The 21,364-nt window shown below is 71.3% G+C and carries 19 protein-coding genes and 2 pseudogenes; 8 read left to right on the top strand and 13 right to left on the bottom strand.

The annotated features are described in order from the left end of the window. Positions 1-20 precede the first annotated feature (20 nt). Both ACZ4EG_RS41025 and ACZ4EG_RS41020 read right to left on the bottom strand, forming a co-directional pair. Positions 21-1,439, bottom strand: coding sequence for a HEAT repeat domain-containing protein (locus ACZ4EG_RS41025; protein ID WP_467794236.1), 1,419 nt, complete (start codon positions 1,437-1,439; stop codon positions 21-23). A 301-nt stretch (positions 1,440-1,740) separates the two neighbouring features. Continuing rightward, positions 1,741-2,133 carry an ankyrin repeat domain-containing protein gene (locus ACZ4EG_RS41020; protein WP_467794235.1) on the bottom strand — a complete coding sequence of 131 codons (393 nt, stop codon included), beginning with the start codon at positions 2,131-2,133 and terminating at the stop codon, positions 1,741-1,743. Between the two features lie 347 nt (positions 2,134-2,480). On the opposite strand from ACZ4EG_RS41020, the gene ACZ4EG_RS41015 reads away from it, so the two are divergent. Further along, complete coding sequence (locus ACZ4EG_RS41015) at positions 2,481-2,675, top strand: hypothetical protein (protein ID WP_235455802.1); 195 nt, start codon at positions 2,481-2,483, stop codon at positions 2,673-2,675. Between the two features lie 40 nt (positions 2,676-2,715). Beyond that, complete coding sequence (locus tag ACZ4EG_RS41010; protein WP_467794234.1) at positions 2,716-4,308, top strand: ATP-binding protein; 1,593 nt, start codon at positions 2,716-2,718, stop codon at positions 4,306-4,308. 10 nt (positions 4,309-4,318) lie between these two features. Here the strand turns inward: ACZ4EG_RS41010 and ACZ4EG_RS41005 are convergent, their stop codons facing one another. Further along, positions 4,319-5,827, bottom strand: coding sequence for an SCO1417 family PLP biosynthesis transcription factor (locus tag ACZ4EG_RS41005; protein WP_453557931.1), 1,509 nt, complete (start codon positions 5,825-5,827; stop codon positions 4,319-4,321). A 64-nt stretch (positions 5,828-5,891) separates the two neighbouring features. On the opposite strand from ACZ4EG_RS41005, the gene yczE reads away from it, so the two are divergent. From yczE to ACZ4EG_RS40985, 4 genes are all read left to right on the top strand, one after another. Continuing rightward, positions 5,892-6,584, top strand: a complete 693-nt coding sequence (yczE, locus tag ACZ4EG_RS41000) for a membrane protein YczE (RefSeq protein ID WP_453557933.1) — start codon at positions 5,892-5,894, stop codon at positions 6,582-6,584. Beyond that, positions 6,581-7,348 (top strand): glycerophosphodiester phosphodiesterase, encoded by a 768-nt coding sequence (locus ACZ4EG_RS40995; RefSeq protein WP_467794233.1) that lies wholly within the window; start codon positions 6,581-6,583, stop codon positions 7,346-7,348. Before yczE ends, ACZ4EG_RS40995 begins: the two co-directional genes overlap by 4 nt. Before the next feature lie 60 nt (positions 7,349-7,408). Next, on the top strand, positions 7,409-8,785 hold the full coding sequence (locus ACZ4EG_RS40990) for an MFS transporter (RefSeq protein WP_467794232.1): 1,377 nt from the start codon (positions 7,409-7,411) through the stop codon (positions 8,783-8,785). Positions 8,786-9,063: 278 nt separating this feature from the next. Next, positions 9,064-9,438 (top strand): RNA polymerase-binding protein RbpA, encoded by a 375-nt coding sequence (locus tag ACZ4EG_RS40985; RefSeq protein WP_003977404.1) that lies wholly within the window; start codon positions 9,064-9,066, stop codon positions 9,436-9,438. 214 nt (positions 9,439-9,652) lie between these two features. Here the strand turns inward: ACZ4EG_RS40985 and fxsA are convergent, their stop codons facing one another. The 4 genes from fxsA to ACZ4EG_RS40965 all read right to left on the bottom strand — a co-directional run bounded on the left by fxsA (position 9,653) and on the right by ACZ4EG_RS40965 (position 13,729). After that, on the bottom strand, positions 9,653-10,216 hold the full coding sequence (fxsA, locus tag ACZ4EG_RS40980; protein ID WP_453557937.1) for an FxsA family membrane protein: 564 nt from the start codon (positions 10,214-10,216) through the stop codon (positions 9,653-9,655). Between the two features lie 78 nt (positions 10,217-10,294). Continuing rightward, positions 10,295-11,089 carry a polyprenol monophosphomannose synthase gene (locus ACZ4EG_RS40975; RefSeq protein ID WP_453557939.1) on the bottom strand — a complete coding sequence of 265 codons (795 nt, stop codon included), beginning with the start codon at positions 11,087-11,089 and terminating at the stop codon, positions 10,295-10,297. A 535-nt stretch (positions 11,090-11,624) separates the two neighbouring features. Further along, complete coding sequence (locus tag ACZ4EG_RS40970; protein WP_467794231.1) at positions 11,625-13,238, bottom strand: amidohydrolase; 1,614 nt, start codon at positions 13,236-13,238, stop codon at positions 11,625-11,627. A gap of 50 nt (positions 13,239-13,288) precedes the next feature. Beyond that, positions 13,289-13,729: an Lrp/AsnC family transcriptional regulator gene (locus ACZ4EG_RS40965; protein ID WP_263206489.1), complete on the bottom strand. Its 441-nt coding sequence runs from the start codon at positions 13,727-13,729 to the stop codon at positions 13,289-13,291. Positions 13,730-13,997: 268 nt separating this feature from the next. Here ACZ4EG_RS40965 and ACZ4EG_RS40960 point away from each other — a divergent pair, with 268 nt between their 5' ends. Beyond that, positions 13,998-14,438, top strand: coding sequence for a hypothetical protein (locus ACZ4EG_RS40960; protein ID WP_453557944.1), 441 nt, complete (start codon positions 13,998-14,000; stop codon positions 14,436-14,438). A gap of 27 nt (positions 14,439-14,465) precedes the next feature. Here ACZ4EG_RS40960 and ACZ4EG_RS40955 read toward each other — a convergent pair. The 3 genes and pseudogenes from ACZ4EG_RS40955 to ACZ4EG_RS40945 form a co-directional block, all read right to left on the bottom strand. Beyond that, positions 14,466-15,383, bottom strand: a pseudogene (locus ACZ4EG_RS40955) (phosphotransferase family protein); the annotation flags it as partial. Beyond that, positions 15,370-15,705, bottom strand: a pseudogene (locus ACZ4EG_RS40950) (hypothetical protein); the annotation flags it as partial. The pseudogenes ACZ4EG_RS40955 and ACZ4EG_RS40950, both read right to left, overlap by 14 nt. A 394-nt stretch (positions 15,706-16,099) precedes the next feature. Further along, positions 16,100-17,272 (bottom strand): acyl-CoA dehydrogenase, encoded by a 1,173-nt coding sequence (locus ACZ4EG_RS40945; RefSeq protein WP_390731589.1) that lies wholly within the window; start codon positions 17,270-17,272, stop codon positions 16,100-16,102. A 335-nt stretch (positions 17,273-17,607) separates the two neighbouring features. Between ACZ4EG_RS40945 and ACZ4EG_RS40940 the strand changes: the two genes are divergently transcribed. Continuing rightward, on the top strand, positions 17,608-18,834 hold the full coding sequence (locus tag ACZ4EG_RS40940; RefSeq protein ID WP_467794230.1) for a glycoside hydrolase family 18 protein: 1,227 nt from the start codon (positions 17,608-17,610) through the stop codon (positions 18,832-18,834). A gap of 56 nt (positions 18,835-18,890) precedes the next feature. Here the strand turns inward: ACZ4EG_RS40940 and ACZ4EG_RS40935 are convergent, their stop codons facing one another. The 3 genes from ACZ4EG_RS40935 to ACZ4EG_RS40925 all read right to left on the bottom strand — a co-directional run bounded on the left by ACZ4EG_RS40935 (position 18,891) and on the right by ACZ4EG_RS40925 (position 21,230). Next, positions 18,891-19,550: a TetR/AcrR family transcriptional regulator gene (locus tag ACZ4EG_RS40935; protein ID WP_453557948.1), complete on the bottom strand. Its 660-nt coding sequence runs from the start codon at positions 19,548-19,550 to the stop codon at positions 18,891-18,893. A gap of 77 nt (positions 19,551-19,627) precedes the next feature. Continuing rightward, positions 19,628-19,768 (bottom strand): SCO1431 family membrane protein, encoded by a 141-nt coding sequence (locus ACZ4EG_RS40930; protein ID WP_390712483.1) that lies wholly within the window; start codon positions 19,766-19,768, stop codon positions 19,628-19,630. A gap of 100 nt (positions 19,769-19,868) precedes the next feature. After that, positions 19,869-21,230 (bottom strand): peptidase C39 family protein, encoded by a 1,362-nt coding sequence (locus ACZ4EG_RS40925; protein ID WP_453557950.1) that lies wholly within the window; start codon positions 21,228-21,230, stop codon positions 19,869-19,871. Positions 21,231-21,364: the final 134 nt, after the last annotated feature.

Here is a 21,364-nt window from a genome sequence, read left to right as displayed (position 1 = left end):
ACCCGCGAGTCACCTCGTGTTCATGAGACCGGCCCGTCGGGCGTGATCCGACTGCGTACGGCTGTCTGGACCTCGTCCTCCTCGGCCGGATCCGCGGCCAGCCGGCGCAGCTGTTCGACGACCCGGGCGTCGCCGGTCTCGGCGTGCCGGGCGGCGACTTCGCGGGTGGTCTCCTCGCAGTCCCACAGGCATTCGACGGCGAAGCCCGCGGGGAACGAGGGGTCGGTGGCGGCCAAGGCGCGGGCGGCGCGGCCGCGCAGGTGCGACGAGGCCGTCTCGCGATAAATATGGCGCAGAACAGGCGCCGCACAGACGATGCCGAGGCGTCCGGTGCCTTCGACGAGGGTCCACAGGGTCGGCGCGTCGGGGCCCTCGCCCCGTACGGCCTCGCGGAGCGCGCCGAGGACGAGGTCGCTGTCCTGGGTTCCGCCGCGGCAGGCGAGCATGCGTCCGGCGGCGGCGCCGAGGGCGTCGGGCCGGTGGGCCCAGCCGCGGGCCCGGTCGACGGCGGCGATACTGCGCATCCGCTCGAAGGCGTCGACGGCGGCCTCCACGACGGGTGTCGTGCCGTCGGTCACCGCGGCCTCGATCAGGTCGAGGGCCTCGCGGTCATTGCTGTCGGCCAAGTACCGCAGGGCGGTACACCGGGCGCCCTCGCCGCCCTCCCGGGCGGCCCGGACGATCTCCGGACGGTCCTCGGGACCCGCGACGGCGACGAGGCAGCGGGCGGCCGGGACATGGAGGGCGGCACCGCGTTCGACGCCCTGCTGGGCCCATTCGAACACCGCCTGCACGCTCCACCCCGGACGGGGCCCGCTCGGTCGCATCTGGCGTTGCCAGCGGTCGAAGCAGCCGGTCTCCTGGGCGGCACGCACGCGTGTGGCGACGGATTCACGCGGATCCTCGGCCCACAGCCGCCAGGGCCGGGGCTCGAAGGCGTCCCGCACGGCCGCGGCCAGCTCGCCCTCGCCCTCCGCGTCGGTGGCGAAGCGGGCCAGCACGGGTGCGGCGAGGGCGCGCAGGCCCGCGTCGTCGTCCCGCAGGGCGAGTTCGTCGAGTGCCCAGGCCCAGTTGGAACCGATGGCCGCGTACCTGCGCAGCAGTTCGAGGGCGTCCCGCCTGCCGTACGAGGCGAGGTGTCCGAGGACGGCGAGCGCGAGACCGGTGCGGGACTCGTCGGAGTCGAGCACGTCCTCGGGGTCGAAGAGGTGGGCCTCGACGGCGTCCAGTTCTCCGTCGAGGTCGAGGTAGAGCCGGGCGTAGTAGAGGGAGCGGTTCTCCACCTGCCAGTCGTGGCGGGGGTCGCGGAGCACACAGTGGTGCAGTGCCGCGAGCGCCTCGGCACGCGGGGCGGTGAGCGCGTGCAGCGTGCCGTCACCGCGGCCCCGCTGGAGCAGGCCGAGCAGCGTACCGCTGGGCGCTATGACCGGATCGAACATGGGAAACAGCCTCACATCAAGCGTCGACGCAACCGGGGAACACGCACTACCTGGCCGCGTGACACAACGTCGGGGCGCCCGCCGTCTTCTGCTTGCTGCTGACCATTTCTCTCTGCCTCTCGTCAGTGGCCCATGCGGACCGCATCACGGTCCGCGCGGTGCGGCAACACCTGCCCTGCCATCACGTCCGTGAATCACGACGTCATGATGACTCGCGGGTTTCTCCTGCCGCGACCGTATTTCCGGCGGCCCTTTACCGCCTCCCCCGTTTTTTGTGTCGTACCTGATCAGGACGTTCGGATCACTGTGCGCCGAACAATTCCAGGAGTTCCTTCTTGCCGAACATACGCGCTGTGTCGATGGCCGACGGAGTACCCGTGGTGGGGTCGGCGCCGCCTTCGAGAAGAGCCTTGATCACTTCTTGTTCGCCCTTGAACACCGCCCCGGCGAGCGGGGTTTGACCCCGGTCGTTCACCCGGTCCGCCTCGGCGCCCCGGTCGAGCAGTTCACGCACCGCGTCGGCGTGACCGTGGTACGCGGCGAGCATCACCAGACAGTCCCCGCGGTCATTGGTGAGGTTGGCCGGAACGCCCGCGTCGACGTACGCCACGAGCGCCTCGGTCCGGCCCTGGCGGGCCAGATCGAAGATCTTGGTCGCCAGCTCCACGACCTCGGGGTCGGGGGCTTGTGTCATCGGACGGACCGCCTCTCCTGTGAACTTCGGGACTGAGGGAGCGTACGGCAGCGAGCGGTTGCCGCCGTACGAGTGAATCGCCAGCGTACTGGCTTCCGCGGCACATGACCCGATCTGCCCGAGGTAAAGATCGCCGCGAAGGCCACCGGGCTCAAGAGTGCCGGTCATCGGACGCCATGGTCCCGGTCGTCCGAGGCCATGAGCGCTGCTCCAGCGGGCCGGATCGTTCCACCAAGAGAGGGAAAACGGGTGAAAAACACCCAGTTGCACCTTTTGTCGTATGGATACATGCTGTGATCCTGGAAGAACTCATGGTGACTGTCCCCCTCGACACCAGGAGACCTCAAATGATTCTCTCCATGTCAGGCGTCGTCCTGCTCGGCATCATCGTCTTTCTCTTCTTCCGGAAGGACGGCCTCAAGGCATCGCACGCCTGTGTCTCATCACTGTTCGGCTTCTACCTCGCCAGCACGGCCATCGCCCCGAGCATCAAGGCAGGCGGCGAGAGCCTGGCGAGCCTGCTCGGCGGCATCAAGTTCTGACGCCGCCCCTCACGCCCGTACGCACCAACAGGAGACAGCAGTGGCCCGGCGCCCCCTCCCCCGCATCCTGAGCAACGGCAGCGCACAGATCGCCCGGAGCCGGGAGCTGGCCCGGACGGCGGCCGACAGTGCCACCGACGTCCTCCATCCGCTGATCACCGTCACCCGCGGACTGCGCCGGCTGGCCACGGCCGGGCGGCGCAAATGGGCGGACACGCCCAAGGACAAACGGGGGCCGCTGCTGTTCCTGGCGGCCTCGATCGTCCTGGTCGTGGCGCTGATGCCGTACGGACCGCTGCTCGCCGTCATCACGCTGATGGCGGCGGCAGCCTGGCAGGGCCGGGGGCGGGCCGAGCCCGAGCCCGCGGGCCCGGACGAGTCCCAGGTGCAGCGGCTGAATTCGCTGTACGAATCGCTGGTGCCCTACTTCTCGCACCCCGACGACCCGGCACCGCAGTACACCCACGGCGGGGAGTGGGAGAAGTCCTTCTCCGCCATCGAGTTCGACGACGCGGGACGGGTGTCCCACCTGGTCATCCGCTACCCGGCGTACTTCCCGGACGGGGAGGCCGAGGCCCGCGCGCGCATCGAGCATCTGCTCGCCGCGAAGGCCGGACGCGGCCGCGAGTACCACTTCGCCTGGGACGAGGAGGGCAACCAGCTCACCGTCACCGTCCTCGCTCCCCTGCCCACCGACATCGCCGCCCAGCACTTCGTCACCGCCCCCGGCGAAACCGTGCTCGGCTTCACCGACCCCTCCGAGGTCCAACGCACGCTTCCCCTCGACTACGGCGAGGAACAGCGCGACGTCCCGCCCGTCGTCTGGCGCACCGGCATCCGCTCCACCGAGCCGCATCTGCTGATCGTCGGCCAGCCCGGAAGCGGCACCTCGACACTCCTGCGCTGCGTCGCCCTCCAGGCGCTCCAGCACGGCGACGTACTGATCGTCGAGGGCGGCAGCACCGGCGAGTACGCCTGCCTCACCGGCCGGAACGGGGTCCTGGCCGTCGAGTGCGGACTGACCGGGGCACAGGCCAGCCTGGAGTGGGCCGCGCACGAGACGGAGCGACGGCTCATCGCGGCGAACCGGGCCCGGCAGGCGGGACAGCCGACACCGGACGACGCCAAGCGGCCGCTGTGGATCCTGCTGGACCGCCCCAGCGTCTTCAGCCATCTCGCCGCCGCGGACGGCCGCAAGGACCCGCAGGCCCTGCTCCAGGTTCCACTGCGACACGGCCGTGCGGCCCATGTGACCGTCGTCGTGGCCGAGCAGTTCGACAGCGCGGACGCGCTGAGCGAGCCGGTACGGCAGCACACGCGCGCGCGCGTCGTGCTCGGCCCGGCGGCGCCGGAGCAGTTGGAGGCGGTGCTCGGGGCGCCGCCGCACACGACGCCGCTCACCCATGTCCCGCCGGGGCGCGGCTACGCCCGCCTGGGCAACGGGCCCGTCCACCGGCTCCAGGTCCCGTCCACCCCCGACCCGTACGACGACGCCGCGAGCGACACCGACCGGCAGGCGGTGCTCGCACTGCTGCCCGCACGCACGACGCCGGCGGACGCCGAACCCACGCGGCCGGTGGAGACCGGGGTCGAGCCGGTGCCGGTGGAGGCCGTGGCCGCCGAGCAGGCCTGACCGCGCAGACCTACGCGACGAACGTCCGCGGTGGCTCGGTCCCGCCGGTCGCCCCGGCCTCGACCAGCCGGGCCGCCGCGGCCAGGCGCGCCGCCGCCTCCTCGGCCACCGCTCCCCCCACGGTGAACGGCAGGCGCACATACCCCTCGAAGGCGCCGTCGACCCCGAAGCGGGGGCCGGACGGGACACGGACCCCGACCCGTTCCCCGGCCTCCGCGAGCCGCGAGCCCGACAGACCGCCCGCGCGCACCCACAGCGTCAGGCCGCCCTTGGGCACCTCGAACTCCCAGCCGGGCAGCTCCCGCCGTACCGCCGCCACCAGCGCGTCGCGGTTCTCGCGGGCCTGACCGCGCCGCAGGTCGACCGCCTGCTCCCAGCCGCCCGTACTGAACAGCCAGTTGACGGCCAGCTGCTCCAGTACGGGGGTGCCCAGGTCGGCATAGGCGCGCGCGGCGACCAGACTGCGGATCACATCCGGTGCCGCGCGCACCCAGCCGATGCGCATGCCCGCCCAGAAGGCCTTGCTCGCCGAGCCGACCGTGATCACCGTGGAGCCCGCCGGGTCGAAGCTGCACACCGGGCGCGGCATCGGTCCGTTCGCGAACTCCTCGTCCAGCCACAGCTCGCTCATCGTCTCGTCGGCGACGAGCACCGTGCCCGCCGAGCGAGCCGCGTCCACCAGTCGGCGCCGCTGGTCCTCGTCCGCCAGCGCCCCGGTGGGGTTGTGGAAGTCGGCGACGACATAGGCGATCCGGGGCGCGGCGTCCCGCAGCACCTGCCGCCAGCGGTCCATGTCCCAGCCGGACAGCCCCTCGGCCATCGCGACCGGCACCAGCCGGGCGCCCGCCTCCCTCATCAACTGGAGGATGTTGGCGTAGGAAGGGGACTCGACGGCGATGCGCTCGCCGCGGCCCGCGAAGAGATGGCAGATCGCGTCGATGGCGCCCATCGCCCCGGTCGTCACCATGATCTGCTCGGGCATGGTGGAGATCCCGCGCGCGGTGTAGCGCTCGGCGATCATCGCGCGGAGGGCCGGCAGTCCGGCCGGGTAGTCGCCATGGGTGTGGGCGTACGGCGGCAGCTCCTCCAGCGCGCCCTGCACGGCCCGGGTGAGCCAGGGTTCGGGGGCGGGCAGCGCTGCGCAGCCCAGGTCGATGACGGAGCCCAGCGCCTCGGGCGGCAGCGGCTCAAGGCCCCGCGCGGGCAGCGGGTTCCCGGCGGGTACGGCCGTCCAGCTGCCGGCGCCGCGCCGTGACTCCAGGAAGCCCTCGGTGCGCAGCGCCTCGTAGGCCGCCGCGACCGTGGTGCGGCTCACGGAGAGAGCGAGCGCCAGCTCCCGCTCGGCGGGCAGCCGGGCGGCCACCGGCACCCGGCCCTCCAGCACGAGCAGCCGGATGCCGTCGGCGAGCGCGCGGTAGGCGGGCGGGCGGCGGGTGCCCGGACCCGCCGGGCGCTCCTGCTGGGAGTTGAGCAACCGGCCGAGCTGTGCGGCACCCACCGCCGAGGTCCACTGCACCATGAAGATCAGTCCACCTTCCCCGAATTGGCCATGGATGCCGTTCCTTCGCAAGCCACAGGGTGTCATGCGTCAGGCCACTACCACCACACCAGGGGGGCACGTCTTGTCCACGCAGGGCCATCTCGGGCGACGGTTGATCCAGCTGTACGGAGGGCTCGCGCTGTACGGCGCGAGTTCCGCCCTTCTCGTAGAGGCGGGCCTGGGCCTGGAGCCCTGGAACGTGCTGCACCAGGGGCTCGCCGAGCTCACGGGGCTGACCATCGGCGTCGTGTCGATCGTCGTGGGCGCGGCGGTGCTGCTCCTGTGGATCCCGCTGCGCCAGCGCCCGGGGATCGGCACCGTCTCCAATGTCTTCGTCGTCGGCATCGCCATGGACGGCACGCTCGCCCTGCTCCCCGAGGCGCACTCCCTGGCGGTGCGGATCCCCCTGCTGCTCGCCGGAGTCGTGCTCAACGGCGCGGCGACCGGCCTCTACATCTCGGCCGGCCTCGGCCCGGGCCCGCGCGACGGTCTGATGACGGGGCTGCACCGCCGTACGGGCCGTTCCGTCCGGCTGATGCGGACCGGGATCGAGGTGGCGGTCGTGGTCACCGGCTTCGCGCTCGGCGGGAACGTCAATGTCGGTACGCTGCTGTACGCGCTGTCCATCGGCCCGCTGGCCCAGCTGTTCCTGCGGGTCTTCGTGGTCCCGTCGGCATCGGAAGGCAGCACGGTCGTTGCCAGCGGTACACCCGAAAGGGTGATACTGCGTCCGTGACCACGCTCATACGCCACCCGTACCTCGACCATCCCGGCCCCATCCCCTTCGCCCACCGGGGCGGGGCCGCCGACGGCCTGGAGAACACCGTGGCGCAGTTCCGGCGCGCGGTCGAACTCGGCTACCGGTACATCGAGACCGATGTGCACGCCACCGCCGACGGCAAGCTGGTCGCCTTCCACGACGACAGCCTCGACCGGGTCACCGACGGGGCGGGCCGGATCGGTGACCTCCCCTGGGACGACATACGGCACGCGCGCGTGGCGGGGCGCGAGCCGGTGCCGCTCTTCGAGGAACTGCTGGAGACCTTCCCGGACGTGCGCTGGAACGTGGACGCCAAGGCGGAGCCGGCCCTGCGGCCCCTGCTGGAGCTGATCGAGCGCACCGACGCATGGGACCGGGTGTGCGTGGGCTCCTTCTCCGAGGCGCGGGTGCTGCGCGCCCAGCGGCTGGCCGGGCCGCGCCTCGCCACGTCGTTCGGTGTCCGCGGCGTGCTCAGCCTGCGGCTGCGCTCCTGGGGGCTGCCGGCCGCGGTGCGCCGGTCGGCGGTCGCCGCACAGGTGCCCGAGTCACAGTCGGGCGTCCCGGTGGTCGACCACCGCTTCGTGCGCGCGGCCCATGCGCTCGGGTTGCAGGTCCATGTGTGGACGATCAACGAACCCGAGCGGATGCACCGACTGCTCGACCTGGGAGTCGATGGCATCATGACCGATCACATCGACACGTTGCGCAAGGTCATGGAGGACCGGGGCGTCTGGGTCTGAGCGCCCCGGGGCACGGCACGAGCCTTCGCACGGCACTTCTGCGGGGAAGCGAGGGCACGGGTGAGCACCGAGACCGTGCGGGTGGGGGCGGCCGACGAGGCCGTCGAACGGCGGCGCGAGCAGCGCGGCTGGTATTTCTACGACTGGGCGTGCTCCGTCTACTCGACGAGCGTGCTGACCGTGTTCCTCGGCCCCTACCTCACATCGGTGGCCGAATCCGCGGCGGACGCGGACGGTTTTGTGCATCCGCTGGGCATCCCGGTCCGGGCGGGTTCCTTCTTCGCCTATTCGGTGTCCCTGTCGGTGATCCTGGCCGTCGTGGTGATGCCCCTGGTGGGCAGCGCGGCGGACCGCAGCGGCCGTAAGAAGCCGCTGCTCGCGGCGGCCGCGTACACCGGCGCCGCGGCGACGACCGGCATGTTCTTCCTCCATGGCAACCGGTATCTGCTGGGCGGGCTGCTGCTGATCGTCGCGAACGCGGCGCAGTCCGTGGCGATGATGCTCTACAACGCCTACCTGCCGCAGATCGCCCCGCCCGAGGAGCGCGACGCGGTCTCCTCACGGGGCTGGGCCTTCGGCTACGCGGCGGGCTCACTGGTCCTGGTCGCCAACCTCGTCCTGTACTCGGCGCACGACAGCTTCGGCGTCTCCGAGACGACGGCGGTCCGCATCTGCCTGGCCGCGGCCGGCCTGTGGTGGGGCGCCTTCACGCTCGTACCGCTGCGACGGCTGCGCGACCGCCGCTCGATGGCGACGGCGACGGGAGCGGGTGCAGGGGCGGAGGCGGGGGCCACCTCCGCCGGGCTGCGGCAGCTCGTCGCGACCGTCCGCCACATGCGCCGGCACCCGCTGACGCTCGCCTTCCTGCTCGCGTACCTCATCTACAACGACGGCATCCAGACGGTGATCTCCCAGGCATCGGTCTACGGCTCCGAGGAGCTGGGGCTCGGGCAGTCGACGCTCATCGGGGCCGTGCTCCTGGTGCAGGTGCTCGCGGTGGCGGGCGCGCTGACGATGGGGCGGCTGGCCCGGACCTATGGCGCGAAGCGCACGATCCTCGGATCGCTGGTCGCCTGGACGGTCACGCTGGGGGCCGGGTACTTCCTGCCCGCCGGGGCCCCGGTCTGGTTCTTCGTGCTGGCCGCCGGGATCGGGCTGGTGCTGGGCGGCAGCCAGGCGTTGTCCCGGTCACTCTTCTCCCATCTGGTCCCGCCCGGCAAGGAAGCCGAGTACTTCTCCGCTTACGAGATGAGCGATCGGGGCATGAGCTGGCTGGGCCCGCTTCTGTTCGGGGTGACGTACCAGCTGACCGGCAGCTATCGCTCTGCGATCATCTCGCTGGTGGCCTTCTTCGTCATCGGGTTCGCGCTGCTCGCGCGGGTTCCGGTACGGCGGGCGATCGAGGGCGCGGGCAACCCGGTTCCGGAAAGGATCTAGCACTGATTTAGCGCTCAACACGAAAGGGCGGTAGTGTACGCGTTTGGCCTGCCAGGCGTACCGTTACTGCGCGTCAAAGGTGCCGAAACGCTGGGTGACATCTGCTAGCAGATGTGACAAACCGGGCGCCGGTGGGTACAACAAGGGGCGGCTACGACGGCGACGCATGACCCGGAACGGGACACGGAACGGGAATCTTTACCGCCGACCGGACGTTGACCGGATGACGACGACAGCGACACCTGTCCTGTGGGCGACAAGCCCGGGAGGCACGATTCATGAGTGAGCGAGCTCTTCGCGGTACGCGCCTCGTGGTGACCAGCTACGAGACGGACCGCGGCATCGACCTGGCCCCGCGCCAGGCCGTGGAGTACGCATGCGAGAAGGGGCACCGCTTCGAGATGCCCTTCTCGGTCGAGGCGGAAATTCCGCCGGAGTGGGAGTGCAAGGTCTGCGGTGCCCAGGCACTCCTTGTGGACGGCGATGGCCCTGAGGAGAAGAAGGCCAAGCCCGCGCGTACGCATTGGGACATGCTGATGGAGCGGCGGACCCGCGAGGAACTCGAAGAGGTCCTCGAGGAGCGCCTTGCCGTGCTCCGCTCCGGGGCGATGAACATCGCGGTTCACCCTCGGGACAGCCGCAAGAGCGCGTAGTCCCTGCGGGGCTTGGTCCGCGACAACAGCGCACGTGAGTAACCGCGGGCGCCGTACGTGAAGTCGACGTACGGCGCCCGCGGTTTCGTTCTCTCCTGCGGCTGTGTGGTGGGTGGCCGGCCCTGGGGGCTGCGCCCCCAGACCCCGCTTCGGCCTGAACGGCCTCGTCCTCCAGCGCCGGACGGGCTGAATTTGCCGACCGGAGCCGGAAAGGTCAGCTCGTCAGCGGTGGGCGCTGCTCCCATGCTGTGTCGCCCGGCTCGTCCGCGTCGTTCCTGATGACCTCGCCCTGGACGATCTTGCCGTCGGGGCGGTGGATGCGGGCCTGCTGGAAGGCGTCGCCCAGCGAGCCGGGGGTGGCCCGGCGGAGTCTGCGGTCGAAGGTGCGCTCCGCGTAGCTGTTCAGTGCCTTCTGCACCGGGGGGATCAGAAGCAGCAGGCCGGCCGCGTCGGAGAGCAGTCCCGGGATCATCAGCAGCAGGCCGCCGAGCATCATGAAGCCGTTGCCGCCGCCGCGCTCCGGGGAGCCGCCGCGCTGCAGCGCCTCGTTGAGGCTCTTGAAGGCGCGTCGGCCGGCCCGCTTGATGACCACGGAGCCGGCGACGAAGCCCGCGAGCAGGATCAGGAACACCGTGAGGCCGCCCGCCGCGTTCGCGACCAGGGTCAGCAGCCAGATCTCCAGCACCAGCCACGCGGCCACGCCCAGCGGCAGGAACCTGCGCAGCCGCGAGCGCCGGGGCCGGGTGGAGGGCGAAGAGGTCGGAGCACCAGTCGTCATTCTCCCAGTGTGCCTGGGCCCGGCTCAGTGCGGGATAAGGGGGCGATCAGCGGGGCCTGTGAGGTCCCGGGGACCGGGCTATGCCTGCTTGCCCTTGCCCGTGATCCTGCCGACCCGCTCCCCCAGGCCCCACGCCGTGACCCGCCACAGGGCCTCGACGACGATGTCACGGCTCATCTTGGAGTCGCCGAGTTCCCGCTCCACGAACGTGATCGGCACCTCGACGACGTGGTAGCCGGCCCTGACCGCGCGCCGGGCCAGGTCGACCTGGAAGCAGTACCCCTGCGAGGCCACCTTGTCGAGCCCGAGGCCCTCCAGGGTCTCGCGGCGGAAGGCGCGGTAGCCGCCGGTCACGTCGCGGATCGGCACGTCGAGCATGATGCGCGAGTAGGTGCTGCCGCCGCGCGAGAGGAACTCGCGGGACCTGGGCCAGTTCACGACCCGGCCGCCGGGCACCCAGCGGGAACCGAGCACGAGGTCGGCGCCCTTGAGGGCGGTGAGCAGGCGCGGCAGTTCCTCGGGCTGGTGGGAGCCGTCGGCGTCCATCTCGACGAGGACGCCGTAGCCGTTGTCGAGGCCCCAGCGGAAGCCCGCGAGGTAGGCGGCGCCGAGGCCCTCCTTGCCCTTGCGGTGCAGCACCTGGACGTGGTCGTCCTCGGCGGCCAGCTCGTCGGCGAGCTTGCCGGTGCCGTCGGGGCTGTTGTCGTCCGCCACGAGAACGTGCGCCTCGGGGACGGCCTTGCGGACCCGGCCGACGATGGACTTGATGTTCTCCGCCTCGTTGTAGGTCGGGATGATCACCAAGGCCGTGCCGAGCGGGCCGAACTGCCTCCCCTGGGCCTGTGCCGCGAGGGTCCCGTCGCCGTCGTTCACTGCTGCCCCTTCATGTCGTACGCAGGGGTCCCACCATAGTGGCCGCGGCCTGCGCCGACGTGACAGCTCGTTCGTATGGTGGTGTCGATTCCACAAGAGCGGGGTAAGAAGGCTCTTTTCGGCTACTGTGCGCGCTGCGGATGGGGGCCCGGCACCCTTCGGGCCGACCTGGGACCCGCTGGCTGCGGGTCGACCTGAAGCCGTTGTCTACTGAGCGTCCGGGCCCCATCCGGGTCACACCTCCCCGACCGGCCGGAACATTCCCTCGTCGGCGCGGGCGCTGAGCCTGGATCCCAGTGACGATGCCCCGGTGCGGCACACCGTCCCTGACCCAGCGGCGCTGCGACGAGTGCGCGGAGGTTCTCCGGTCGGGCGTCCGGTGGTGGACTCGGCCGAACCTACCGGCCGCCTGCGGCTGACTGTCAACACCCGTTTGACCTGCGAAAACACCCCCGAAGACCCGGTCGGTGCGGAGGATGCGCAGGTCGCGCGACGGGGCGGCGGCGGCCGATCCCGACCGCGCCACCCCGGGAGATCACTCGCCCGGCCGTACAAACACGGTCCGTCCGCCCACCACGGTGCGCAGGCAGACCGGGAGGTCGTTGCCCGGCGTCAGATCGGGCAGCCCAGGTGTACCCGAACGAGGGTCGGTCGACCAGCGGGCGACGCGGTCGTCGGGGGCCTGGACGACCAGTTCGTCGGTGCGCCACACGGCATAGTCGGCGGGCGCTCCGGGCACCAGGACGCCCGCGTCGTCGCGGCCGATGGCCCGCCAGCCGCCGCGCGTGTGCGCGGTGAAGGCGGCGCGTACGGAGACGCGGTGCTCCGGTGTCCGGTGGAAGGCGGCCGCACGGACCGTGCCCCACGGGTCGAGGGGTGTGACCGGGCTGTCGGAGCCGAAGGCGAGCGGGACGCCGGCCCGCAGCAGGGCCGCGAAGGGGTTCAGCAGCCGGGCCCGCTCCGCGCCCAGGCGCTGGGCGTACATGCCGTCCTCGCCGCCCCACAGCGCGTCGAAGGCGGGCTGCACAGAAGCCGTCAGGCCGAGCTCGGCGAAGGCGGCGATGGTCTCGGGGGTGAGCATCTCGGCGTGCTCGACACGGTGCCGGGCGGCGCGGACGCGGGCCGGGCCGAGCTTGTCGGCGGCGGCGCGCACGCCCTCGACCACGGCGGTCACGGCGGCGTCGCCGATCGCGTGGAAGCCCGCCTGGAGGCCCGCCTCGGTGCAGGCCACGACATGCGCGGCGACGGCGTCCGCGTCGAGGTAGGCGGTGCCGGTGTGGCCGGCGTCGGCGTACGGCTGGTGCAGACAGGCGGTGTGCGAGCCGAGGGCGCCGTCGACGAACAGGTCTCCGGCGGCGCCGAGCGCGCCCAGTTCCCGTGCCCTGGCGACGCCCTCGTCGCCCTGCTCGGCCCAGTAGCCGACGACCCTGGGGCCTGGCATCTCGGCGGCGAGCCGCAGCAGGCTCGTGAAGTCGTCCTCGGACGAGATCTTGGGGCCGCCGCACTCGTGGACGGACCCGATGCCCAGGGAGGCGGCGTGCGCGAGAGCGGCCCGCTGGGCCTCGGCGCGCTGGGCGGGTGCCAGGGCGCCGAGCGCGGCGGCGCGTACGGCGTGGTGGTCGTCGCTGGTGAGCGGGGCGTCGTCGCGGACGACGAGACCGGGGACCAGGTCCAGCAGGGCCGTCGTGACGACCGCCGAGTGGACGTCGATACGGGAGAGGTAGAGCGGGCGTCCACCGGTGGCCTCGTCGAGCTCCGCGCGCGTCGGCGGGCGGCCGCCGGGCCAGCGGGCGGCGTCCCAGCCGTGACCGAGCAGGACACGGTCGTCGGGGCGGGCGGCGGCGAAGTCCCGTACGAGGGCCAGGGCCGCATCGAGGGACGGCGCGCCGGAGAGGTCGAGACCGGTCAGGGCCAAGCCGGTGGACGTGGTGTGGACGTGGGCGTCGCTGAAGGCCGGGGTGACGAGGGCACCGTCCAGGTCGACGACCTCGTCGGCACCGTCCGCGAAGGCGTCGGCGGCCCCCTCGGAACCGACCCACGCCACCTGGCCGCGCTCCACGACCATCGCGGTGGCGAAGGGGTCCGCGGGACTGTGGACCTCCCCGCGGCGCAGCAGAACGGTCTTCGGGTCGGCGGGGCGCTCACTCATGCCGAACAGTGTCTCGCGCGAGGCGACCCGCACCGCACTCGGGGCGCCTCTCAGATCATCGGCGGCCGTGCCTCGTACGGCGTGGAGAGCACCACCGTCGTGCGCGTCGACACGCCCGCCAGCGAGCGCAGCCGGGCGAGCAGTTCCTCCAGTTCGTGCGGGGTGGCCACGCGGACCTTGAGGATGTAGTTCTCGTCGCCCGCGACGCTGTGGCAGGCCTCGATCTCGGGGACGTCGGCGAGGCGGTCCGCGATGTCGTCGGGGGCGCTGGGGTCGAACGGTTTCACCGAGATGAACGCGGTCATGGGCAGCCCGACCGCCTCGGGGTCGACGACGGCGGCATAGCCGCGGATGACGCCACGCTGTTCCAGCCGGCGCACCCGCTGGTGCACGGCCGACGTGGACAGCCCCGTGGCCTTGCCCAGGTCTGTGTAGCTCATCCGCCCGTCCTTGACGAGCAGCTGCACGATCTGACGGTCCAGCTCCTCCATGGCGCAAGAACCTACAGTGCGCCTGACCTCCTCGGATACCCGAGCAGCCCAGGTCATGGCCGGTTCGTGATGTCCTGGAGCGCAGGCTGTGCTCCGTCCGAGGGACAAACCCGCCGCACCGGGCACCTGCAATTGGCATGTGACGAACGCCACAGCGCTTGAGCGCGCTCCGTGGTGCACTCGTGATTACCGCCCAGAGGGGACGGGAAGTGCTTGCTGTGGTCGAGGCCGCAGTGCCTTCACGGCCCAGCCCGAGGGGGAGAATCCCATGCAGAATCCCAAGCGCCCTGGTCGTACCGCGCCCAAGCGCCCGCAGTTGGTCGTCGAGCCCGAGCCGGAGGGCGTCGAACCCGACGCCTACGACACCGAGGACGCCGACGACTACGACACCTTCGAGATGTACCGGGTGATCTGCCCGGACTGCGCGCAGCCCATCGCCCTGCTGGCGGACGAGGACGTCCTGCCGGAGCACGCGCTGTGCGCCTCGCCGTGGAACCCGTTCGGGCTGACGGTGTGCGCCGGCACGGGCCGTGCCGCGGCCGACGCCCGCCCCGCGGGGGAGTCCCTCGGGCAGCAGGAGCAGGGCACCGCCGTCGTGCTGACGCTTCCCCAGGGCCTGAACTGGCGGACGCAGCCCTTCTCGCACGTCGGCGGCCCGGGCTCGCGCCCGATGCGCGTACCGGCGATGCGCCGCCAGGCCGCCGCCTGAGCCGACCGGCTCCGCGCACGGCCTCGCTCAGTCCCAGTAGCTGCCCTGCACCATGGCACGCAGGCTGCCGTGGTGCAGGATCAGTGTGTCCGGGTCCGCCGGGACGGCGACCTCACCGAAGTACGCCTGGCGGTAGCCGACCCGCAGCATGACGATCGCGTGCCGCAGGGCGGCGTACAGGGTGTAGAAGTCCATGTCGCGCGGGGTGTGGCCGGTCAGCCGCGCGTACCGTTCCTCGACGCGTTCGCGGCGCAGGAAGCCGGGCAGTCCGCACTGGCCGGATGCGACCGTGAGGTCGTGGAAGAAGCGGTGCAGATGGACGGTCCGGCCGAGGTCCACCTCGCGCTGGGCGAGTGCCGCCATCTCCCAGTCGAGGACGGCCACGGGGTCGAAGCCGTCGTAAACGACGTTCCCGACGCGTGCGTCGCCCCAGTTGAGCACGGATGCGCCGGGCTCGTGCGGCCACAGTTCGGCCAGCCGGTCGAAGGCGGCCTCGATGAGCGGTGAGCGGGCCGGGCCGCCGACTACCCATGCGTAGTAGGCGCGTTGGGACGCGAGGTGGTTGTGGAGCGGGTCGCCGTCGCCGGGCAGGGCAAGGAACGCGGCTTCCCCGGCCGGGACCTGGTCGTGCAGTCGGGCCAGGAGTGCGACGGAGGCCGCCTCCAGGTGGTCGCGCTCGGCGTCGGTCGCCGCGTGCGGCCAACTGCCCTCGTATGTATAGGGCATGACGTCGGGTGGCACACGTCCCTCGACCCAATCCATGACGAAGAACGGCGCGCCGAGCGGTCCGGGGTCCTCCTCCAGCCAGAGCGCCTTCGGCACGGGAAGGTCCGAGCGATCGGCCACCAGGCGCATCGTGCGGTACTGGCGGACCTTGTCGTACTCGGGGAACACCGTGTACGCCGCCGGGTCCGCCGCGAGCCGCAGAGAGGGAGTCCTCGCAGGTCGGACGGAACCGCCGCAGGGGCTCCTCGGCCTCGATGCGCAGCGGTCCGACGGCGAGCCGCATCCGGTCGTCGCCGAGCGCGTCCGAGGCCCGTACGGCGTGCAGGGTGTCCCCGGTGCGCAGGGTCGCGTACGCGTCGATCACCCCGGCGTTCGGGTAGACCCCGAGCCCGAGAATGAGCAGGGCACGTCCCTCGTGGTCGAGGACATGGAAGATGCAGCGGTCGTACGCGTTCCGGTCACCGGTCGCCACATGCTTCATGGACAGCGGGACCTGGTGCACCGGGTATGCGTCGAGCGGTACGGGACGGTCGTCAACCACCGGCGGGCCCCTCGAGGAAGTGCGCCTGGCGGTACGTCGGACCGCTGGGGGTGGCCAGAGGTGCGACCGGACGTCCGTGAACTCACGCACGATTCGGCGCACCGGTGACCTGTCCGGCCACCCCGGCGTTGCCCAGGCATGACCGTCACGTACTCGGGGACCGGGCGTCAGCGCCTTCTCTTCGTGCCCCCGCCTGCAGGATCGGTTCCGCCGCCTCAGCCCCAGGACCCGCCCATCTACCGCGCGCTGATGCGTGCCTGGGCCGACCGGGGACGCACCCTGCCGGGCCGCCACGATCCGGAGTGGATCAAACTGGCGGCCCCCACGGTCAGGCAGGGGTATTTCAGCGAACTCATGGACCGCTGAGCCACCCCCGCGGCGTCGCCCGACCGGTTCAGCGGCTCTCGGGGCCTGCCAGATGGCGGGCGATGACCATCCGCTGGATCTGGTTCGTGCCCTCGACGATCTGCAGGACCTTGGCCTCGCGCATATAGCGCTCGACGGGGAAGTCGGCGGTGTAGCCGTACCCGCCGAGTATCTGCACGGCGTCCGTCGTCACCTTCATCGCCGTGTCCGTGCAGTGCAGCTTGGCCATCGCCGCCTGCTTGGCGAACGGCCGGCCCGCGTCGCGCAGCCGCGCCGCCGCGAGGTACAGCGCCCGGCCCGCCTCGATCTGGGTGGCCATGTCGGCGAGCATGAACCGCAGGCCCTGGAAGTCGGAGATCGGGTGCCCGAACTGGCGCCGCTCGGTGGCGTAGGCGATCGCCTCGTCCAGCGCCGACTGGGCCAGGCCGATCGCGCAGGCCGCGATGCCGAGCCGGCCGGAGTCGAGCGCGGACAGGGCGATGGCGAAGCCCTGGCCCTCCTCGCCGATGAGCCGGTCGTCGGGGACGCGTACGCCGTCGAAGTGGACCTGGGCGGTGGGCGAGCCCTTCATGCCCATCTTCTTCTCGGGCAGCGCGCCGCTCAGCCCCTCGGCGTCCCCGGGCACCAGGAACGCGGAGATGCCGCGGGAGCCGTCCTCGCCGGTGCGGGCCATCACGGTGTAGAAGTCGGCGATCCCGCCGTGGGTGATCCAGGCCTTGGTACCGCTGATCACCCAGTCGTCGCCGTCCCGGACCGCCTTGGTCCGCAGGGACGCGGCGTCGGAGCCGGAGGCCGGCTCGGAGAGGCAGTACGCGCCGAGCAGTCCGCCGCCCAGCATCGCGGGCAGGTGCTCGACCTGCTGCTGCTTGGTTCCGTAGGCGGCGAGCGCGTAGCAGGACAGGGTGTGCACGCTGACGCCGAGGCCGACGGTGAGCCGGGCCGTGGCGAGCTCTTCGAGGACCTGGAGGTAGACCTCGTACGGCTGGTCGCCGCCGCCGTACTCGGAGTCGTACGGCAGGCCGAGCAGGCCGGAGTCCGAAAGGAGGCTGAAGACCTCGCGGGGGAAGCGTCCGGCGTCCTCCTCCTCTGCCGCCCTCGGGGCGATCTCTCGCTGCGCGATGTCGCGGACGAGTGAGATCAGATCCCTGGCCTCGTCGGTGGGCAGCTGACGCTCCACCGGCTGCGGGGCGCGGTCGGACATGGCGACGGTCTCCTCCCTGTTCGGGCACATCGGCGACGTGCGCCTGGGGTCCGGCGGCGCCGCCTGGTCTTCCACGGGTTCGGCCGCTGCGCGCGCTTCCGGGTCTCGGAGGCTGCTGACCAGCGGCTCTGCGCTGTGAGTATGCCCGATCAGCGACCTCCCGTCACCAGTTAACGACCGCTTACTTCAAGAAGTCCACCCCAGGCTTCCGCGGACCCGAAATTGGTCCGAACCATTGACCAAGTGGTCTAGTCCTCCTAATCTCTCGAACCAACGCTTCACCGCGTTCATGCCAATCGGCGCGCGTTCCCCTCTCCCCCACGAGGAGACACCCGATGCACCCTCCCCGCACCCGATTCCGGGCGCTCGTGTCCGCCGCGTGCTGCGCCGTCCTCGGCGCCGGACTGCTGGCCGGCGCGGGCACCGCCACCGCCGCGGCCCCCGCCGCCCCGAAGGCCGCAGGCTCGAAAGTCGTCGGCTACTTCACCGAATGGGGCACCTACGACCGCAAGTACTACGTCAAGAACATCGAGACGTCCGGTTCGGCCACCCGGCTGACCCACATCAACTACGCCTTCGGCAATGTCACCGGCGGCAAGTGCGCGATGGGCGACTCCTACGCGGCGACCGATCGCGCCTACACCGCGGCCGAGGCGGTGGACGGCGTCGCCGACACCTGGGACCAGCCGCTGCGCGGCAACTTCAACCAGCTCCTCAAGCTGAAGAAGAAGCACCCCGGACTCAAGATCCTCTGGTCCTTCGGCGGCTGGACCTGGTCCAGCGGCTTCGGCGAGGCCGCGCGCAACCCCGCCGCGTTCGCCCAGTCCTGCTACGACCTGGTGAAGAACTCCAAGTGGGCGGGTGTCTTCGACGGCATCGACATCGACTGGGAGTACCCGAACGCCTGCGGCAACACCTGTGACACCAGCGGCCGGGCGGCCTTCCGGAACCTGATGGCGGCGCTACGCTCCAAGTTCGGCGGCAGCGCGCTGGTCACCGCGGCGATCACCGCCGACGCCACCAGCGGCGGCAAGATCGACGCGGCGGACTACGCGGGGGCGGCGCAGTACGTCAACTGGTACAACCCGATGACGTACGACTACTTCGGCGCGTGGGACCCGACGGGCCCGACGGCCCCGCACTCGCCGCTGAACTCCTACTCCGGCATCCCGAAGGCGAACTACTACACGTCGGCGACCATCGCGAAGCTGAAGGGCCTGGGCATCCCGGCCTCGAAGCTGCTGCTGGGCATCGGCTTCTACGGGCGCGGCTGGACCGGCGTCACCCAGGCGGCACCGGGCGGCACCGCGACCGGGCCGGCGGCCGGGACGTACGAGCAGGGCATCGACGACTACAAGGTGCTCAAGTCCAAGTGCCCGGCGACCGGCACCGTGGGCGGTACCGCATACGCCAAGTGCGGCAGCAACTGGTGGAGTTACGACACCCCGTCGACCATCGGGACGAAGATGACGTACAAGAACCAGCAGGGCCTGGGCGGCACCTTCTTCTGGGAGCTGAGCGGGGACACCGCCAACGGTGAGCTGATCAAGGCGATCGACTAGCCGGGCACCGGCGCCATCGGCTCGGGGCGGAGGCGGCGGCCTCCGTCCCGTCGGTGTCAGTCCTCCCGGCGGGCGGGCCGCGGAGCCGGGTAGGACGGGTCCAGCTCCTCGATGGCGCGCAGGGCTCCGCCCAGCGTCTTCACCAGCAGTTCGCGCATGGTGTCGCGGGAGAGTTCGGCGTGGTCCATCCAGTCGAGGGTGGCGCCCTCGACGCTGCACACCCAGGCGAGCAGACCCATCCGGGCCAGCGGCGCGATGTCGCTGCGGCCGTAGGCACCCTCGGCTATGGTGCCGACGATCGCCTCGCGCACACCGTCCCGGATGGCGTGCACCTCGGCGTCGAAGCCGACGCCGCCGCTGACGATGGTCCGGAAGGCGGCCTGGTTGTGCTCGGCGTAGCGCAGATAGCTGTCGATGGTGCGGTGGACGCGGTCCACGGCCGCCAGTTCGAGGCCGCTCGCGGCAAAGGTGACCAGGTCGGCGACGGAGTCGTGGATGATCGCCAGGTAGTAGCCGCGCTTGGACTGGAAGTAGTAGTAGATCAGCCCCTTGGCGACGTGCGCCTGCCGGGCGATGTCGTCCATGGAGAGCGCGTCGTACGACGTGTCGGAGAACAACTTCCGCCCGATGCCGATGAGTTCTGCCCGACGCGCCACAGAGCGCTCGGTTCCGCGCGCCCGGGGGCGGACGGCGGCAGGCTGTTGACTGATATTCAATTCAGACCCTGGTCTCAACGGGCGGCGGGACACCCGAAGTATGTCAGGTCGGCAATGTGTCAGGTCACAGCGTCAGGTCACAGCAGTCCGAGCCGGGTGACGAGCATGGCGACGACCGCGACCAGGACCCACCCCAGGATGTGCTCGACGATCTTCGGGCCGTCGTCCTTGGGCCCGCCGGTGCGGACGCGGGTGGCGGTGGCTGAGTGTGCGGTCATGGTGTCTCGCTGAGGTCGGACGTACAGGTGGATTCCCCCCACCGATCTGTCCACCTTGCCACCCGCGACGGCTTGTGCGGCGGAGACGTTGGTCACACGGTCAGCGCACCCCCACCGCCGCAAGGGCCTTGCGCCGGCGCGGGCTCGGATGTGCCGGGAAGTACAGGTAGCAGACGCCACCCGTACCGGAGACGACCTTGCCGCTGGCGTTGTACCGCTTGGTCCGCAGCCAGATGTTCTCGAACTCCCTCCTCAGGTACACCCGCCGCACCGCCTCGTCGCTCGGCGAGGCCGGGTCGTTGGCGATCACATCGCCCTCGGCGGTGAAGCCGATCACCGTCATCAGATGGCCCGAGGTGCCGTAACCGGCGCCCGTCAGCTCGGTCTTGAGGAAGGACTGGGACGTTATGGCCGGGATACCGGCCGCGATCAGCATCTCCAGGTCGGTGAGCGAGCCGAGCCGGGTGACCACGCCCTGGAGGCCGTCGAAGGTGGCCGCGTAGGCGGCGTTGAACGGCCAGTTGCCGCAGCCCGCGTACTGGTAGTCGTAGGTGTACCGGGCCGCGTGGCACACCTGCGGGTCGGCGTACGACGGATCGACCCAGGCGAGCTGCTCGGGGGTGAGCCGGCCGCCCCAGTACTCGATGATCATCTGCGAGGAGGTGGGGCTGCACCAGGCCTCGCCGCCGTTGTCGTACTCGGGGTACTGCCCCTTGTGGATCTCCTGGGAGTAGCGCGGGACGCTCAGTTCCTGGGCCAGCCCCGGCGTGGAGGCCGCGACGGTGAAGCGGTCGGGGATGTCGGAGCCCATGGCGCCGAGCCGCCAGACGGTGGGGGTGAGCTTGGTGCCCGGCCTGCGGTACAGGGTCAGCCGCAGCCGGTACGACACCAGGCGCAGGCCGGTGGAGGCGTCGTCGATGGCGAAGGTGTCCGTCCAGATGGTGCTCTTGCCGTCGGTCTGGTCGTCCACCGAGGTCCGCTTGATGTCCTGGTCGCCGGCCGCCCAGCGGCCCATCACGTACCAGGGCGTCGCCGTGCCGTCGGAGTAGGTGCCGGTCAGCTCGACCTGGAGCCAGGTGCCGGCCGGGGTGTGCGCGTTCCAGGAGGCGATCGCCTCGGTGGCGGGGACGCTCAGCCGGTGGACCGGCGAGGTCCAGGTGGCGTACTCCCAGGCGGCCGTGGTGCCGGTGTGCGGGTCCGGGTAGTCCACGGTGCCCGCCGGGGTGGCGATCATCACGGCCGGGCGGCTGCCCGCGACGGCCCGGACGCCCTTGCAGCTGCCGGAGCGCCAGTCGCTGTAGGTGATCCAGGCACGGTTGTCGACAAGGCGGGTGGGGCCCGCGTCGTCGGTGTCGTGCGTGGAGGCGGTCACGGCGGCCGCAGGGCCCGTGCCACCGGCCACCGCGGCGGCGACCGCCGCGGCCAGAACGGTTCTGCGGGACGGCTGTTCGGCTCTGCTCATGGGCGGATGACCCCCGGTGTCCGAGTGGCAGCAGTGCGCCAACTATGGCCGAGACGCCATGCCCCTGCCAGCACTTCGGCCCATGCCACGCCCATGAATATTGGTCTCACCCACTGGCAGCACCCGGGTGGGCC

The sequence above is a fragment of the Streptomyces sp. NPDC025638 genome (assembly GCF_055558775.1).
This window is presented reverse-complemented; position numbering and strand designations above follow the sequence as displayed.